Origin of the sequence: Gemmatimonas aurantiaca T-27, assembly GCF_000010305.1 — a bacterium.
Taxonomy (GTDB): domain Bacteria; phylum Gemmatimonadota; class Gemmatimonadetes; order Gemmatimonadales; family Gemmatimonadaceae; genus Gemmatimonas; species Gemmatimonas aurantiaca.
In genome coordinates this window covers 1,095,487-1,110,425 of sequence record NC_012489.1, presented here as the reverse complement: position 1 = coordinate 1,110,425, position 14,939 = coordinate 1,095,487, and the positions used below count along the sequence as shown (strand labels likewise).

General features: G+C 65.1%; 13 protein-coding genes. 5 read left to right on the top strand and 8 right to left on the bottom strand.

Annotated features, from left to right (window positions below; all coding sequences use genetic code 11):
• The first annotated feature begins 22 nt into the window (after positions 1–22).
• Positions 23–1,225 carry a PP2C family protein-serine/threonine phosphatase gene (locus GAU_RS04790; protein ID WP_012682427.1) on the top strand — a complete coding sequence of 401 codons (1,203 nt, stop codon included), beginning with the start codon at positions 23–25 and terminating at the stop codon, positions 1,223–1,225.
• A 48-nt stretch (positions 1,226–1,273) separates the two neighbouring features.
• Here GAU_RS04790 and GAU_RS20420 read toward each other — a convergent pair whose 3' ends face one another.
• The 3 genes from GAU_RS20420 to murQ are packed head-to-tail and all read right to left on the bottom strand — an operon-like array spanning position 1,274 to position 4,925.
• Positions 1,274–2,755 carry a glycoside hydrolase family 3 protein gene (locus GAU_RS20420; protein WP_012682426.1) on the bottom strand — a complete coding sequence of 494 codons (1,482 nt, stop codon included), beginning with the start codon at positions 2,753–2,755 and terminating at the stop codon, positions 1,274–1,276.
• Positions 2,752–3,942 (bottom strand): anhydro-N-acetylmuramic acid kinase, encoded by a 1,191-nt coding sequence (locus tag GAU_RS04780; protein WP_012682425.1) that lies wholly within the window; start codon positions 3,940–3,942, stop codon positions 2,752–2,754. The genes GAU_RS20420 and GAU_RS04780 overlap by 4 nt, the downstream gene beginning before the upstream one ends.
• Positions 3,939–4,925 (bottom strand): N-acetylmuramic acid 6-phosphate etherase, encoded by a 987-nt coding sequence (gene murQ / locus GAU_RS04775; RefSeq protein WP_012682424.1) that lies wholly within the window; start codon positions 4,923–4,925, stop codon positions 3,939–3,941. The genes GAU_RS04780 and murQ overlap by 4 nt, the downstream gene beginning before the upstream one ends.
• A gap of 152 nt (positions 4,926–5,077) precedes the next feature.
• Here murQ and GAU_RS04770 point away from each other — a divergent pair, with 152 nt between their 5' ends.
• Together GAU_RS04770 and ggt are read left to right on the top strand one after the other, a co-directional pair.
• The gene (locus GAU_RS04770; protein WP_012682423.1) at positions 5,078–5,764 is read left to right on the top strand and encodes a hypothetical protein; all 687 of its coding nucleotides are present in this window, start codon (positions 5,078–5,080) and stop codon (positions 5,762–5,764) included.
• Between the two features lie 54 nt (positions 5,765–5,818).
• The gene (gene ggt, locus GAU_RS04765) at positions 5,819–7,600 is read left to right on the top strand and encodes a gamma-glutamyltransferase (RefSeq protein ID WP_012682422.1); all 1,782 of its coding nucleotides are present in this window, start codon (positions 5,819–5,821) and stop codon (positions 7,598–7,600) included.
• A gap of 271 nt (positions 7,601–7,871) precedes the next feature.
• Here the strand turns inward: ggt and GAU_RS22595 are convergent, their stop codons facing one another.
• A complete protein-coding gene (locus GAU_RS22595) occupies positions 7,872–8,723 on the bottom strand; it encodes a hypothetical protein (protein WP_231847954.1) in 852 nt (283 codons plus the stop codon).
• Positions 8,724–8,798: 75 nt separating this feature from the next.
• On the opposite strand from GAU_RS22595, the gene GAU_RS04755 reads away from it, so the two are divergent.
• A complete protein-coding gene (locus GAU_RS04755; RefSeq protein ID WP_083765456.1) occupies positions 8,799–10,619 on the top strand; it encodes an ABC transporter ATP-binding protein in 1,821 nt (606 codons plus the stop codon).
• Positions 10,620–10,642: 23 nt separating this feature from the next.
• Here the strand turns inward: GAU_RS04755 and GAU_RS04750 are convergent, their stop codons facing one another.
• The 3 genes from GAU_RS04750 to GAU_RS04740 all read right to left on the bottom strand — a co-directional run bounded on the left by GAU_RS04750 (position 10,643) and on the right by GAU_RS04740 (position 12,874).
• A complete protein-coding gene (locus GAU_RS04750) occupies positions 10,643–11,368 on the bottom strand; it encodes a cytochrome c biogenesis CcdA family protein (RefSeq protein WP_012682419.1) in 726 nt (241 codons plus the stop codon).
• Between the two features lie 61 nt (positions 11,369–11,429).
• Positions 11,430–11,918, bottom strand: a complete 489-nt coding sequence (locus GAU_RS04745) for a Fur family transcriptional regulator (protein ID WP_012682418.1) — start codon at positions 11,916–11,918, stop codon at positions 11,430–11,432.
• A gap of 5 nt (positions 11,919–11,923) precedes the next feature.
• Entirely contained in the window at positions 11,924–12,874 is a 951-nt protein-coding gene (locus GAU_RS04740) for a hypothetical protein (protein WP_041265258.1), read from the bottom strand.
• Positions 12,875–13,104: 230 nt separating this feature from the next.
• Here GAU_RS04740 and GAU_RS04735 point away from each other — a divergent pair, with 230 nt between their 5' ends.
• Positions 13,105–13,695 (top strand): YceI family protein, encoded by a 591-nt coding sequence (locus GAU_RS04735; RefSeq protein ID WP_052574241.1) that lies wholly within the window; start codon positions 13,105–13,107, stop codon positions 13,693–13,695.
• A gap of 82 nt (positions 13,696–13,777) precedes the next feature.
• On the opposite strand, the gene GAU_RS04730 is transcribed toward GAU_RS04735, so the two are convergent.
• Complete coding sequence (locus GAU_RS04730) at positions 13,778–14,929, bottom strand: aminotransferase class I/II-fold pyridoxal phosphate-dependent enzyme (RefSeq protein ID WP_052574240.1); 1,152 nt, start codon at positions 14,927–14,929, stop codon at positions 13,778–13,780.
• Positions 14,930–14,939 lie beyond the last annotated feature (10 nt).

Sequence of the window (14,939 nt, the reverse complement as noted above, 5' to 3'; positions counted from 1 at the left end):
TGCCGGCCCGATCTATGATGCTGTGACCGTTCCCGCCTCGAATTCCGACTCCCTGCAATCACCCGATCACGGTCGCGTGATTGCCCGTGTCTTTGCGCTCTCCGATGTGGGACGCGCGCGGGAACACAACGAGGACACCTTTCTCGTCGCCGACCTCGAGGCTGGTGCGCCGCTCGATTTTTCCATCGGCTATCACGAGATCACGACCGATCCGCACGGACTGCTGTTCCTGGTCGCGGACGGTATGGGGGGGGCGGCCTCGGGAGAACTGGCCAGCAGCATGGCTGGCTCCGCGGTGCTCGAGACGCTGCGTGCGCTGTGGACCACCGCGTCGCCGTCCATCGAGCACTTCACCGAGTCGTTGCGCGATGCCACGGTGGGGGCCAATGGTCGCATTCACCAGCATGCCCGCGAGAACCCGGAACATCGTGGCATGGGCACCACGGTCACGGTGGCCGGATTGCTGGGCGACCACGTCTACATGGTGCAGGTGGGAGACAGCCGCGCGTACCTGGTGCGCGATGCGCAGGCTCGGCAGCTCACGAAGGACCAGTCACTGATGCAGCGTCTGGTGGAAGCCGGTGAACTGACGCCGGAAGAAGCCGAGGTGAGCGACCGGCGCAACATCATCCTGCAGGCGCTGGGCCCCGAAGCGCAGGTGACGGTGGATGTCACGTATCAGCAGCTCCGCCGCGGTGATGTGCTCGTGTTGTGCAGCGATGGCCTGTCAGGGCTGGTGCGGGCCGAAGAAATCGCCGCCGCCGCTCATGAAGAGCCCGATCCGCGCGTGATCTGCAAGACGCTGGTGGACCGCGCCAATCAGCGCGGCGGACCAGACAACATCACCGTGATCGTCGCGCGCTTCGATGGTGAAGGCCTCAGTGACATCACAGCCGGCGACCGCTTCGGCTACAACGCTTATCCGCTGGCCGGCACGCTGAACGATCACACCCGCGAGATCGCGATCACACCAGCGGCGGCCATCCCGTCCATCCGCAGTGATCCAACGCCGCGCTTCGGTACGCCGGTGCAGACACTCCCCGCCACCGACGCCCCGCCGATGACCACAGAACCACAGCCCGTGGCGATTCCCGGTGGTCTGGTTGGTGGCATCAGCCCGCAACACATCGAAGAGCGCAAGCGCGCGGTGCAGCCGGTGTATGCCTTGCTGGCGCTGGTTGCCGTGGGCGCGGTGGCCTGGACCGCGTGGCAGTTGTTCCGATAAGGCGTTTCCGATAGGGCGCTACCCAGGCGATAGCAGGCCCCCGGCCCGTTACCGCTTGGTCCTCAACAATCCCCGACCCGCGGCCTGCTGCATCACCCGATCGCCGCTCCACGCCAGAATGGTCGGGTGTGTCATGCCAAGTTGCGTGACCCAACGTGGATCGCCCAGCCCCACCAGCACCACCGATCGCTGCAACGCTTCCGCCTGTTCGATCAGGGTGTTCACGGCGGCGATCGTATCGGGACGCAGCGTGTGCCGTCCCTTGCCGGGCAGATAGTCGGCAAACAGCGCGATCACGAACGGCCCACCACTGGCAGGTGTTGGCGCACTGACGATGCGGGCATCGTTACCGGCCAGTCGCATCGCATCCACGATGCCGGTGCGATCGGCGCGACGGCCCAGCACATCGTCATCGTCATCCACCACGGCCATCTCCGTGACTGCACCCATCGGCGGCACGGGGTCGTGTTCAAAACGCAGCACCTTGTCGGCCAGCAACGCGCCCCACGCCGTGTCGGCACCACTCGGGCGACGCCAGTCATTCGGCGGTGACGCCCACTGCGCCCACTTGAGACGGCGACGCACCGACTGACGCACACGCTCGGGATCGAGCGTGCCATCGTCGAGCGCGGTCTCGAGCGCACCAAGCGCGGCTTCGAGTTCGCCCGGATCGAGCAACACATCACACCCGGCGCGCAACGCGAGCACCGCCGCTTCTGCCGCCGTGCGAGTGGTAGTGACCGCGGGCAAGGTGAGCGCATCCGACACCAGCAGGTTGTCGAACTTGAGCTGCTGACGGAGCAACCACTGCAACATCTCGCGCGACAGCGTGGCCGGCTCTCGGCTCGAATCGAGCGCGGGATACGACACATGCGCCGTCATCATGCTGGCCACACCACCAGCAATAGCGGCGCGGAACGGATGCAGATCGAGTTCCTTGAGCTGATCGGCCGGCGTGTCCACCGTGGGCAACTCGCGATGCGGATCGGTGGTGACCCGCGCGATGCCGGGGAAATGTTTGGCGCACGCCAACACGCCTTCCGCCTGGCAGGCTTCGATCCATGCGGCAACCAACTGCCCGACTTTGCGGGCATCGTTGCCCAGCGCACGCGCGCCGATGAGCGGATTCTCGCTGAGCATGTCGAGATCGCACACCGGGCCGAGATTCCAGTTCACGCCCATCGTGCGGGCTTCACGCGCGGTGAGACGTGCCGCGCGGCGCAGCGATTCGATATCGCCGAGGGCGGTGATGGCCGCGAGGGGTGGCAGTCCGGTGGCACTCGCGAACTGCTGTCCGGCTCCCCGTTCCAGTTCGGCCGCGATGAGCAGCGGGTGGCGCGACTTGAGCTGGAGTTCCTTCGCCAGCGCGCGCACGCTGTCCTGCTCACCGCCGACGAGCTGGAATCCACCCACACCGAGCGCCAGCGCCTGATCGATGAGAGGGCGGGCTTCGACAAAACCACGCTCGGGGGTCCAGCGGATGACCGGCAGCAAAAGCTGTGCGAGGTCGCGACGCGACTGTTCGCTCATGACGTCAAACTCGAGGCTACGGGGGTAAGCGCACCAAGCACACGCGGCGCGCGCGCCCCGGTCGCGCTGGGCACGTTGCCCGCCCGACCAGTGAGATGAAGATAACCAAGCAACGCGAACGCCACGGCCTCTTTGGCTTCGGCATCGAAAAAGAGGTCGTCGAACAGGCGCACGGCGGGTACGGGACGCCCGGAACGCTCGCCGTGCCACATGAACGCCCCCTCGATGCACCGCACGAGGAAGGGGTTGCGCGCGCCGCCCCCGGAAAGCACCACGTCGGCGGGGGCTTCGGTGAGGAAACGCATGTACTGGTCGCCGATGCTGGCCGCCGTGAACGCACAGGCGGTGGCCACGATATCGGCCGGTGCCCCACCCGCCGCGGTGCAACGGGCAATGAAGGCGTCGATGAAGGCGGGGGTGAACAGCTCGCGGCCCGTGCTCTTGGGTGGGGCTTCGCGCAGATAGGGCAGCTCGAGCAATTCGAGCACGATCTGCTCGAGAATGCGCCCCGACCCGGCAATGGCGGCATCCCGGTCGAACGGCAGGCCAAACAAGCGCTGCGTGACTCCGTCGATGATCACCACCCCGGGGCCGGTGTCGAAGCCGTGCACGATGTCGCGGTCATCACCGCCACCCGGTGGCACCAGCGTCACATTGCCGATCCCGCCGATATTCTGCAGCGCACGCCACGCGGTGGGGTGCGCAAACAACATGCGATCGGCGATCGGCACCAACGGGGCGCCCTGCCCGCCCACCGCCATGTCACGCACCCGGAAATCACTGATCACCGCACAGCCCGTGCGCTCGGCAATGCGGGAGGCATCACCAATCTGCCAGGTGCTGTGACCGGGTTCATGCCACAGTGTCTGACCGTGTGATGCCACGGCGCGCACATCATGCGCTGTCACGCCGGCACCACGCATGGCCGCCAGCGCCGCATCGCCCAGCCAGTCACCCAGATCGGCCGACAGGCGACAATACTCGCGGGCACTGCCGTCATGCATGGCGCGCTGCAACCGCTCGCGGGCCGATGTGTCGTACACATGCTGGGTACTGTGCAACACGTCGGCACGCACACGACCATCCGGTTCGCTGAAGCGCACCACGGCGGCACTGATCCCGTCGAGTGATGTCCCCGACATCAATCCGACGAGAATCGCGCCGTTGTCCGGCGCGGGCTGTGTCACGATGCGCGCTCGGCCGCTGACGATGTCACGGCCGATGTCACCGGCGGCGGCGCATTGGGCACCACACGACGGATCACACCCCCTTCTGCCGCGAGCCGTGCGTCGGCCGTGGCCGCGTCCACGCCCAGCGCCTGCATGACGAGGGCGCGCTTGACGCGACCATCAGCGGCGGTGAGCAGTGCCCGCGCGTCATCGCGTGCAATGCCCGTCACTTCCATGACGATGCGTTCGGCGCGGTCCTGCAGCTTCACATTGGTGGCACGCAGATCGACCATCAGGTTGCCGTAGCTCTTGCCGATGCGAATCATCGCACCGGTGGTGAGCAGGTTGCACACCAGCTTCGTGGCGGTACCGGCCTTGAGGCGCGTGGAACCGGTGAGCACTTCCGGCCCGACGATGGGCAGGATGCACACGTCTGCCACCGCGCGCATGGCGGCTGGCGGTTCGGTGCAGGCAATGAGTGCCGTGCGGGCGCCCAGCGCGCGCGCACGTGTCAATGCGCCGCGCACGTACGGCGTGGTGCCCGATGCGGCGATGCCCACGACCACGTCGCCCTGCGACACATCACGTGCGTCCATTTCGGCCGCGCCGGCGTCGGGATCGTCTTCCGCCCCTTCGATCGGTGTGCGCAGCGCACGATCACCACCGGCAATGATACCGATGACCATACCGGTATCGGTGCCAAAGGTGGGCGGACACTCACTCGCGTCGAGCACCCCCAGGCGTCCCGATGTTCCCGCGCCGATGTACAGCAACCGCCGCCCTGCGCGAAACGCACTCTCGATGAGTGCAATCGTCTCGGCGATGGGTTCGCGCTGCGACGCCACGGCGTCGGCGACCAGACGATCTTCGGCGTTGATCTGATCGACGATCTCCAGCGGGGACGCCAGGTCGATGTCGACCGTACGGGGATTGCGCCGTTCCGTGACGCGGGAATCGAGCGTGGGGGAGTTCACGATGGCCAGATTGGGGACAGTCCGCACACGAGCGAATCCGTGGGTGTCCCCTGCGGAACACGAGCGGTAAGTTGCCTGCTGATCGAATACTAGGACTCAGCTTGTCTCGGAGGCAACCCGGAATGCGCGGAGCACAGCGCGACGCACGGAAGCACAGGCACATCGCCGTCCACCGGTGCGTGAGCGCGGCCCTCGCGCTGGCATGGCTGGCCGGCGCCTCGCCGCTGGACGCGCAGATCCGGGGACGGCCCACACAGCGTCAGAGCACCCCATGGTGGTTCTCCGGTGGTGCCGCCGCCATGGTGCTCAACGAGATCGCCGATGGCGCCACCCAATCACGCTGGAAGTTCGGCAGCGACCCACTCTGGCAGATGCGTGGCACGATCGAGAAGGCCACGGACGAGTTCACCACCATCGGATTGGCGGCGTCGTATGGCCGCGTCGATGTACAGGTCACGCCACTCACACCCGGTGTGCTCATCGGCCCGCCCATCAGCCCGAGTATTGATCCGCCTGGTTGTCCGACGGGCTGTGCCGCGGAGACCGAGCTCTATACGGCGATGGCTCAGTTTCGCAGTGGTGGTGGCCCGGGCTTTCACACGTTTTTCGAAGCGCAGGGTGGTGTGACGGCTTTTCGGAATCTGCGCGTGAAAGAAACCGGTGACGCTATCGGCACCAAGCGCATGCAGACCGATCTGAGTGGCACGCTGGGCGGTGGCTTTGGCTACACGTTGTCGCCCGGATTTGCCATCACCATCGTGCAGGACTTCGGTATGGGATGGCATGCCAAGACCGATCTGCCCGAAGGCACGGGACGCACGTGGCGCGTACGCACCACACGAGCATCACTGCGATTTGCACTCTAGGTATTGCACACCATCACGCTGTCTGCACCACTCCTTCCTTCCTCTCCCTCCCCGATGATCGCTTCACTCGTTGCGGTGCATTCACGTCGATCGACCGGCGTGGTCGCGATGGCGCTGGCGTTGGCCGCCTGCTCGACGGGCGCAGACCAGGCAAACGACGGTCCTGCCATTCCCGAGCGCGTGACGGGATCGTTCCCTGAAGGTTGGCGTCTGCCGGCTGGTGCCAGCGCGGAGAAAGCGCCGCAGGCGATGGCGGTGAGCAACAGCCCGGCGGCGAGTGACGCGGCGGTGGAGATTCTCAAGGCGGGTGGCAATGCCGTCGACGCCGCGGTGGCATTGGGGTTTGCCCTCACCGTGACGTGGCCGGAAGCGGGCAATATCGGCGGCGGTGGATACACGGTCATTCACATGGCCGATGGTCGCACGGCGGCGATCGACTATCGCGAGATCGCCCCGTTGGCGGCGTCGCGTGACATGTATCTCGACGCGCAGGGCAACCTCACCGACAAGAGTGTATACGGACATCTCGCGTCGGGTGTACCGGGCGCCGTATCGGGATTGACCACACTGTTGGCCAAGTACGGCACCATGCCGCTGGCCAAGGTCATGGAGCCGGCCATCCGCCTCGCCCGCGAGGGGTTTGTGGTCGACTCCGGACTGGCGGTGTCCATCGGACGCGCGCAGGAATCGGTCACCAAGTATTCGAAGCAGGAGACGCCGTACTTCCCGGGCGGCCAGCCGCTCATCGCCGGTTCGCGCCTCGTGCAGCCTGATCTCGCGCGCACACTGCAGATCATCGCCGACTCGGGTGCGGCGGGGTTCTATCGCGGCTGGGTGGCCGATTCGCTCGTGGGCGAGATGCAACGCAACGGTGGCATCATCACGAAGGAAGATCTGTCGAAGTACGAGGCGGTGTGGCGTGATCCGCTCAACACCAGCTACCGCAACTTCACATTGATCGGCATGCCGCCGTCATCGTCGGGTGGCATCGTGGTGGCTGAAGCCCTCAATGTGCTGGAGCAGTACGCCACGCTTCCGCCGTATGGCAGCACCGAGTACTTCCATCTGCTGGGCAGTGCGTACCAGCGGGCTTTCATCGATCGCAATGCGAAGCTCGGCGATCCGTCGTTTGTGCAGGTCCCCATCGCCGAACTCACCAGCAAGGACTACGCGAAGAAGCTCAAGACCACCATCGGTGCGGCGGCTGCGCGCACAAAGGATCTCGAGCCACAACTGCTGCAGCCACAGCGTGAACCGGAGCACACCACGCACTATTCGGTGGTGGATAAGTCGGGCAATGCCGTTGCCACAACCACCACGCTGAACAACTCGTGGGGCTCGGGGGTGTGGGTGCGTGGCGCGGGCTTCATGCTCAACGACGAGATGGACGATTTTGCAGCGCAGCCCGGCAAGCCCAACATGTTTGGTCTCGTGCAGGGTGAGCAGAACGCCATCCAGCCCGGCAAGCGCATGCTGAGCGCGATGTCGCCCACCATCGTACTCGATCCGTCCAAGAAGGTGCTGCTCGTGCTCGGCGCGGCAGGTGGCCCGACCATCATCACCGGCACCAGTCAGGTGATCCTCAATGTCATCGACAATCACATGAACCTGGCCGACGCCATGCGTGCGCCGCGTGTGCATCATCAGGGGCTGCCCGATTCACTCACCTTCGAAACCGGTGGTGTGCGTCCCGAGGTGCTCGACTCGTTGCGCGCGATGGGCTACGGCATGCGGGAACTGCGCAGCCTCGTGAACGTGAATGCCATCATGCGCGTGAAGGGCGGCTGGGAAGGCATGCCCGAGCCGCGTCGCACGGGTGGCGCGCGCGGTTACTGACTTGGGTATGGTTGGCGAGTGAGACGGGCCGCCTGATGGCGGCGATACCTGCAGGATGAACCGCACAATAAAAAGCAGGATTGCACCCGTGATATGCGATAGTCTTGTCGCGATCACTGGAGCAAGCCTGCTTTTATTTGAGCGGTTCATCCTGCAGGTATCGCGCCCCAACGGGGCGCCCACCAACACTCTCCGTCCACGCCCATACACGCAAAACGGGGCGCCTGTCGAATGATCGACAAGCGCCCCGCTGCACAGACAACCGCTTCGATTACGGCGCCGGAGCCGGACGCACCGTCACCGGGGCATCGAGCGTCGCGCTGATCGCGCCGCCGCTGTTGATGCAGGTGTCGAAGTCCGCCGTGGCGGCTGCCGCAGCGGTACCCGCCGCCGCACCTGCCGCTGCACCGATCACGGTGCCCTTGGTGTTCTTGCCCAGCACCTGACCCGCGATGGCGCCGAGGATGGCACCACCCGCGACCTTCTTGGCATCCGTGCCCTTCGACGCGCTACGCACGCGCTCCGTCGTGGCCGTCTGTACCGAGGCTTCGATCGGGTACGTACGACCACCGTACTGCACACTCACGACGCGCACACGCAGATACGTCTGGTCGTTTGAGTTCTTGGCCGTCTTCGCTTCTGTCACTTCGAACGTGGCCGTCGCGCCCTCGGGGATGCTCACACCGTTCGACGCGGACACCGGCTCGGTGAGCGCCGCCGTGAACTTGTCGCCAACCGCGACCGTGTTGCTGCACACCTTGTTGTTGGCCACAAAACGCAGCGCCGTACCCGCCGCCACCGTTCCGGAGACCGGCTCAGCCGGCGCGGCCGGTGCCGGCGTCGGGGCCGGCGTGGTCGGAGCCGGGGTGGACGGATTCGGACGCGTTGGCGTCGGACGCGGCGTGGTGGGCCGCGGCGTCGTCGGACGGGGCGTGGTGGCCGCAGGCGCCGGCGCGGCCGGCACCGGGGCCGGGACGTCCTGCAATTGCGGCTGCACGCTGTCGCGCTGCGCCAAGGCCAGGTCGCGGCCCAAGGCCGTATCGCTGCTCAGTGCGGCGGTATCGTCCTTGGCGCCTCCGCAGGCAGCCAGGGACACCAGCGCCAGCGTGGACAGAACGGCCACCGGTGCAGATCGGCGGTTGAAGGAACGCATATATTGACCCATGGTGAGAACTCCCAGTGGAAAGGACCGTACTCGATGACCGGAATTAATCGCACTCCGGTCAGGATGCCAGCGCGTCCCACGGTGCGAAACACGTTGTGGAGGCTCCTCCCCTATTACCACCCGTACCGCCTACAGGTTGCGGTCGGGCTGGGGGCGGTCGTTGTTGCGGCCGCGCTCGCCACGCTGGTCCCATCATTCTTGCAGCGCGGGATCGATGCCATCCGTGACGGAAATCACCTATCCGAGGTGATCACCCTCGGATTGGTGATGTTGCTCACAGCCGTCTTCAGCGGTTCACTCCGCTTCGTCATGCGCCTGCTGCTGAACGGCCTCAGCCGGCGCATCGAAACCGACCTCCGGCGCGACATCTACGCACACCTCACCACGCTCGACCCGGCCTGGTTTGCCCGCTGGCGAACGGGCGACCTCATGGCTCGGCTCACCAATGACCTGAGCGCCGTGCGTATGGCCGCCGGGCCAGCGGTCATGTACTTCGCCAACACCGTGGCCGGTGGGCTCTTTGCCCTGGTCATGATGCTGCGCATCAGCCCCCTGCTCACCGGCGCTGCCCTGCTGCCCATGCTGGGCCTCCCGCTGCTCATGCTGCGCCTGGGCAAACGCGTGCACGATCGCTTCGAGGCCGTGCAATCGCTGTTCAGTCACCTCAGTACCCGTGCCCAGGAGAATCTGTCGGGCGTGCGGGTGGTGCGGGCCTATCGTCAGGAAGCGTCGGAAATCGCCCGCTTCGGCACACTGGGCGACGGCTATCTCACGGCCAACGTGCGACTCGCCAAACTCAATGGCCTGATGAACCCGGGCTTTGGCCTGCTCGCGGGGCTGGGTGGTGCGGTCACCATCGGCGTTGGTGGGCAGTTGCTCATCGACGGCCGCATCACGGTGGGTGGCTTCGTGGCCTTTGGCATTTATCTCGCTATGCTCACCTGGCCGCTCATCGCGCTGGGCTGGACCACGAATCTCTTTCAGCGCGGCGCCGCCTCCATGACCCGTGTGCTCGAACTGCTCGATGCCACACCGGAATCGGTGCGCGAAGCCAGCAACGTATCGGCATCGCTGACGGTTGGTCGCGGGCATGCCATCGAGTTTCGGGAGGTGTGGTTTCACTACCCCACGGCCACCGGACACGAGTCGACACCACGGTGGGTGCTGCGCAACATCAACGTGTCCATCCCGGCCGGCGGCACACTGGCCGTGGTGGGCGCCACCGGTTCCGGCAAGAGTGCGCTGATGGACCTGCTGCCCCGTCTCTTCGACGCGCAGCGCGGACAGGTATTGATAGACGGTGTCGACGTGCGCGACCTGCCGCTGGCCACTCTGCGATCGGTTATCGGCTACGTGCCGCAGGAGGCCCTGCTGTTCAGCGAAACCGTGGGCGAGAACATCGCCTATGGCAGACCCGACGCCTCCCGAGAACAGCTCGACGCGGCATCGGAGATTGCGCAGCTACGCGAGACCATCGAGGGGTTGCCGGAAGGTTATGACACCCGCCTGGGCGAGCGTGGCATCAATCTGTCTGGCGGACAAAAGCAGCGTACCGCTCTGGCGCGCGCATTGGCCCGTCACCCCGGCATCGTGTTGCTCGACGACGCGCTCTCGGCCGTGGACACGCACACCGAAGCCGCCATTCTGCATGGACTGCGTGGCGCATTGCGCGGACGCACGGCCATCATCACGTCACATCGTGTGAGCGCGGTACGTGAGGCCGATCATATCGTGGTGCTGCACGAAGGGGAAATCGTGGAACAGGGCACACACGAAACACTGCTGGAACTCGGCGGACGCTACGCCGATCTCTGGCAGCGCCAGCAACTGCTGGATGCCATCGAGGCGGCGTAGCGCGCCACACGCTGCATGAACGCCTAGAGTCGTTCGACCAGGAAGGCCGGCGTGAGCGGCTGCAACACGGCCGCGAGACGCTCGAACAAGCCGGTGAACATCAGCACACCCACCACGATCAGCAGAATACCGGCAATGCGGTTCACCTTGCCGATGTTGTGGCGGAAGCTCTGGAAGAAGCTCAGGAACTTCTCCAACGCGAGTGCACTCACCAGGAACGGCACGGCCAGTCCGGCTGAATAGAACGAGAGCAGTGTGATGCCCTTGCCAAGCTCACTTTCATTGGCCGCCAGCAGCAGGATCGCGCCGAGGGTCGGGCCCAGGCAGGGCGTCCATCCCGCACCAAACGCGATGCCCACCAGCACCGTGCCGAGGTAACCCAGCGGCTTGTCGCTGAGGTGGAAACGGCGCTCCTGCTGCAAAGCCCCGATGCGCAGCACATCGAGCATCCAGAGGCCCATCAGCACCATCAGCACCCCGCCGATGCGCGCAATCCAGACGCGATACTCACGCAGGAGCTGGCCAAAGACACTCGCGCCAGCACCGAGCGCCACGAAGATGAAAGAGAAACCGAGCACAAACAGCAGCGCATGCACCAACGCCGTACGGCGCGCACGCGACACATCGTCCAGCCCCATGCCGGTGATGAAGGTGACATAGCTCGGCACGAGCGGGAGTACGCAGGGACTCAAAAAGCTGAGCAGGCCTGCCGTGAATGCCACGAGAACGGTCAGTGATTCTGGAGCCACGAGTCGTATCGATGAAATGAAAAAGGAGTCTGTGGGGGACGCGCAAAGACAGGGGCAGCCGTTACCGGCTATTGCCCCGTCGACAGCTTCCACAGAGCCCGTAAATCACCAACCGATGGCGCTGACGCGAGAAGTCGTGCGCCTCTGCGAGCAGGGTGGTCATGCGCTCGAGTCGTTCATCGCGAAACTCGGTGACCTTGCCGCACATGGTGCAGATGAGGTGCTCGTGATTGGGCACGCCGCGTGAGGCTTCATAACGCTTGAAGCCCTCACCAAAATCGCGCTCCACCACGAGGCCACTGCGCACCAGCACTTCGAGCGTGCGATACACCGTGGCCGTACCGGCCGTGGCACCCGTCATTTTCAGCTCAGCGGCGATCTCTTCCGCCGACAGGTGGCGATCGGTGCCAAGCACCACATCGGCAATGGCCAGACGTTGCGACGTGGCCGGCAGATTGTGGTCGCGCAGGAACGCACGAAACGCACTGCGGTCGGCCGCAATGGCCGCCGCATCCGCCTGGGCATGCGCTGCGTCACCGTGTCCGGCCATGCGAGCTACGCCACCGGTAGCGTGATACGGAGTGCACGTGCGATCTGAGCTCCCGAGTATCGCACGATCTCCGATTCTTCACCTGCGCGTCGCTGCACCCCACGCACCACCGTCTCCACGGTGATGAGCGGCGCGTCTGCTTCGGCCTTCACGCTCGATTCCCACTTGCCGCGCTCGGGCCCCTTGATGATGTAGCGATAACGTGCCGTGTAGACGGTGTGACGCGGTGGGCGCGGTGCGACTTCCACCGCCAGCACGATTGCCGCTTCAGCCTCGCTTCCGTCTTCGTCTTCCGGGGTGCCGGTGGCATCGGGGAGATGGACCTCGTTCGCGCTCGCGTCGGCGGCGACGACATCAGCATCGACGTCGTCAACGACATCATCAGCGACCGTGGCGGGATCCACGCCGACGATCGGTTCGTCGGCGTAAGGGCTCTCTTCCTCGATGACTTCGACAACGGCCTCTTCGATCACGAGGTTGTCCGCGATCACGTCTTCGGCCACCGCCGGTTCACCCGTGGCGTCGGCATCGACGGTCACCTCACCGGCGAGGCTTTCGTCCGCGGCGTCATCGCCCGCAACATCATCGATCACCGACTCCACGATGGCATCGACCACGATGATGTCATCGGCAACGAACTCGGTCAGCGTGTCTTCGATCGCCTCCACGGCGTCGGCGTCGGCAAACGGCAGCTCCGGCGCCGCATTGACGTCGTCTTCCCCATCGGCCTGAGCGACCGGCGCCGAGGCACGCAGCGCGATCACCGCAATCCCGGTCTCGAGCGTGCCCTGCCGAAGCGGAGAGAACAGGTGCAGTTCCTCGATGCGCTCCACGGGGATTTCCGCGATGACCGCCCGCAAGAAACGCTCAGTGACCTCCGAAACGGGCGCGTCGGCGCGATCGGGGAGACTGGCCGCCACTGGCTGAGAATCGGTATGCAGAACGTCGTCGGACACGGATGCGGGCGGAGCGTTTATCGGCGAAAGACTGGCCAACAGACCAGTCGCCGGGCCCATCCAGCGGGCACGGCAAGAATCTGGAAGATAGCAGGGCGCTGAAGCCCGCTGTGCCCCGAACCAACCACCACGTGAGCAGCCACTTGCGTTGCACAGCAACTAGTTTATCTTAGTTCTATACTACTGCCCAAACAATTACCGTTTGGACTTCTACCAATCCCGAGGAATCCGTGTTCTCTGCTCCGTTTGCCCGCGCCGCCGCTGTGTTGGCGCTCCCGATGCTCGTCGCGGCCCGCCCGCTGCCCGAGGCCAAGCCGCATGTCATCGACAAGGCCCACAGTGAGATCAACTTCGTGGCCGACTCCCGCATGCTCAGCGCGCATGGCTACTTCGGCAAGTGGGACGCCGACGTGAAGATCGACGCCGCCAACGCGGCCGCGTCATCGGTATCCATCACCATCGAAGCCGCGAGCATCAACACCCGGGTGGAAATGCGCGACAATCACCTGCGCAGCCCCGACTTCTTCGATGTGGCCAAGTACCCGACCATCACGTTCAAGTCGGTCAGCGTGACATCGACCGCGGCCAACAAGGTGGACGTGGTGGGTGATCTCACCGTGCGTGGCGTGACCAAGCGCATCACGGTGCCGGCGACAGTGGTGTTTTACGAGAAAGGCGCAGGACGATTCCGCGGCCAGTTCACCCTGCTGCGCAAGGACTTCGGCGTGACGTACGACAGCGCCGTGAATCCGATCGAGAACGAGGTGCAGGTGCAGTGGGATATCGCGCTCAAGGAGCCCACCCCGGCGCCCGCGAAATAATCGCTGATCATCGCGCAACGAACGAAAAGGGGCTCACACGGTGAGCCCCTTTGTCGTATCCCCACGATGCGGCCGACAAGGATCAGGCGGGCACGGTGGACGTGATGCCGGCCGCCGCAGCGGCCAGTGTATCCCCGTTTTGCACCAACGATACGCGGAATTTCCCACGCCCCGCGTCACCAAACGCGATGCCTGGTGTCACCACCACACCAGGACCGGCCATCAGGGCGTCCACCCAGCCCCAGTCGTCGAATCCGGCGGGCACATCGAGCCACAGGTACATCGTGGCGGCGGGTGATGCCACATCCCAGCCGCCAGCGCGCATGGCCGCCACCAGTCGATCCCGACGCGCGCGATATTCTGTCACGATGGGAGGCACCAACTCAGCGGCATGCGCAAACGCCGTGGCTCCAGCCAACTGCGACAGCGTCGATACGCCGTACCCGATGTTGGAGCGATAGGCATCGAGACGGGCAATGGCCTCCTGCTTGCCCGCCACAAACGCAATACGCACACCGGCCATGTTGAAGCTCTTGCTGCAGGTGTGGGTCTCGACCGCCACCCGCGATGCGCCCGGCACCTGCAACACGCTGGGCACCACATAGCCATCGAACGACAACTCGCTGTAGGCCAGGTCGGACAGCAGCAGAATGTCGTGTTGTTCGGCAAACGCCACATACCGCGCCAATTCGTCGAGCGTGACCGATGTGGTGGTGGGGTTGCCCGGGTAGTTGATGATCATCACCCGCGCGCGGCGTGCCTGATCCGGTGTGATGGCGTCCAGATCGAGACGGCCATCGGCGAGGAAAGGCACGAACACGGGTTCGGCTCCAGCCAACAGCGTGGAGCGCGCATACACCGGGTAGTACACCTCGGGCACCAGCACCACGTCACCCGGTTCGGCGTGCGAGAGCACCAACTCGGCGATGCCTTCCTTCGAACCGGCCAGCGCCAACACCTCACGCGCCGGATCCAATGCCACCTGGAATCGTGACTGCATGTAGCCGGTCACGGCGGCCGTAAAGGTGGGGTGTGCCTGAAAGTACGGATATCCGCTCAGGGCCCGATCGGCGGCCACACGCTGCATCGTCTCCACCACCACCGACGGGATCGGTCCATCAGGACTACCGATACCGACATCGATCAGCGTCTTCCCCGCCGCACGGTGCCTGGCACGGCGGGCGTCGAGTTCGTAGAAGACGTAAGGCGGAATTTTGGAGAGCGTGTGAGTCATGCTGCAATCT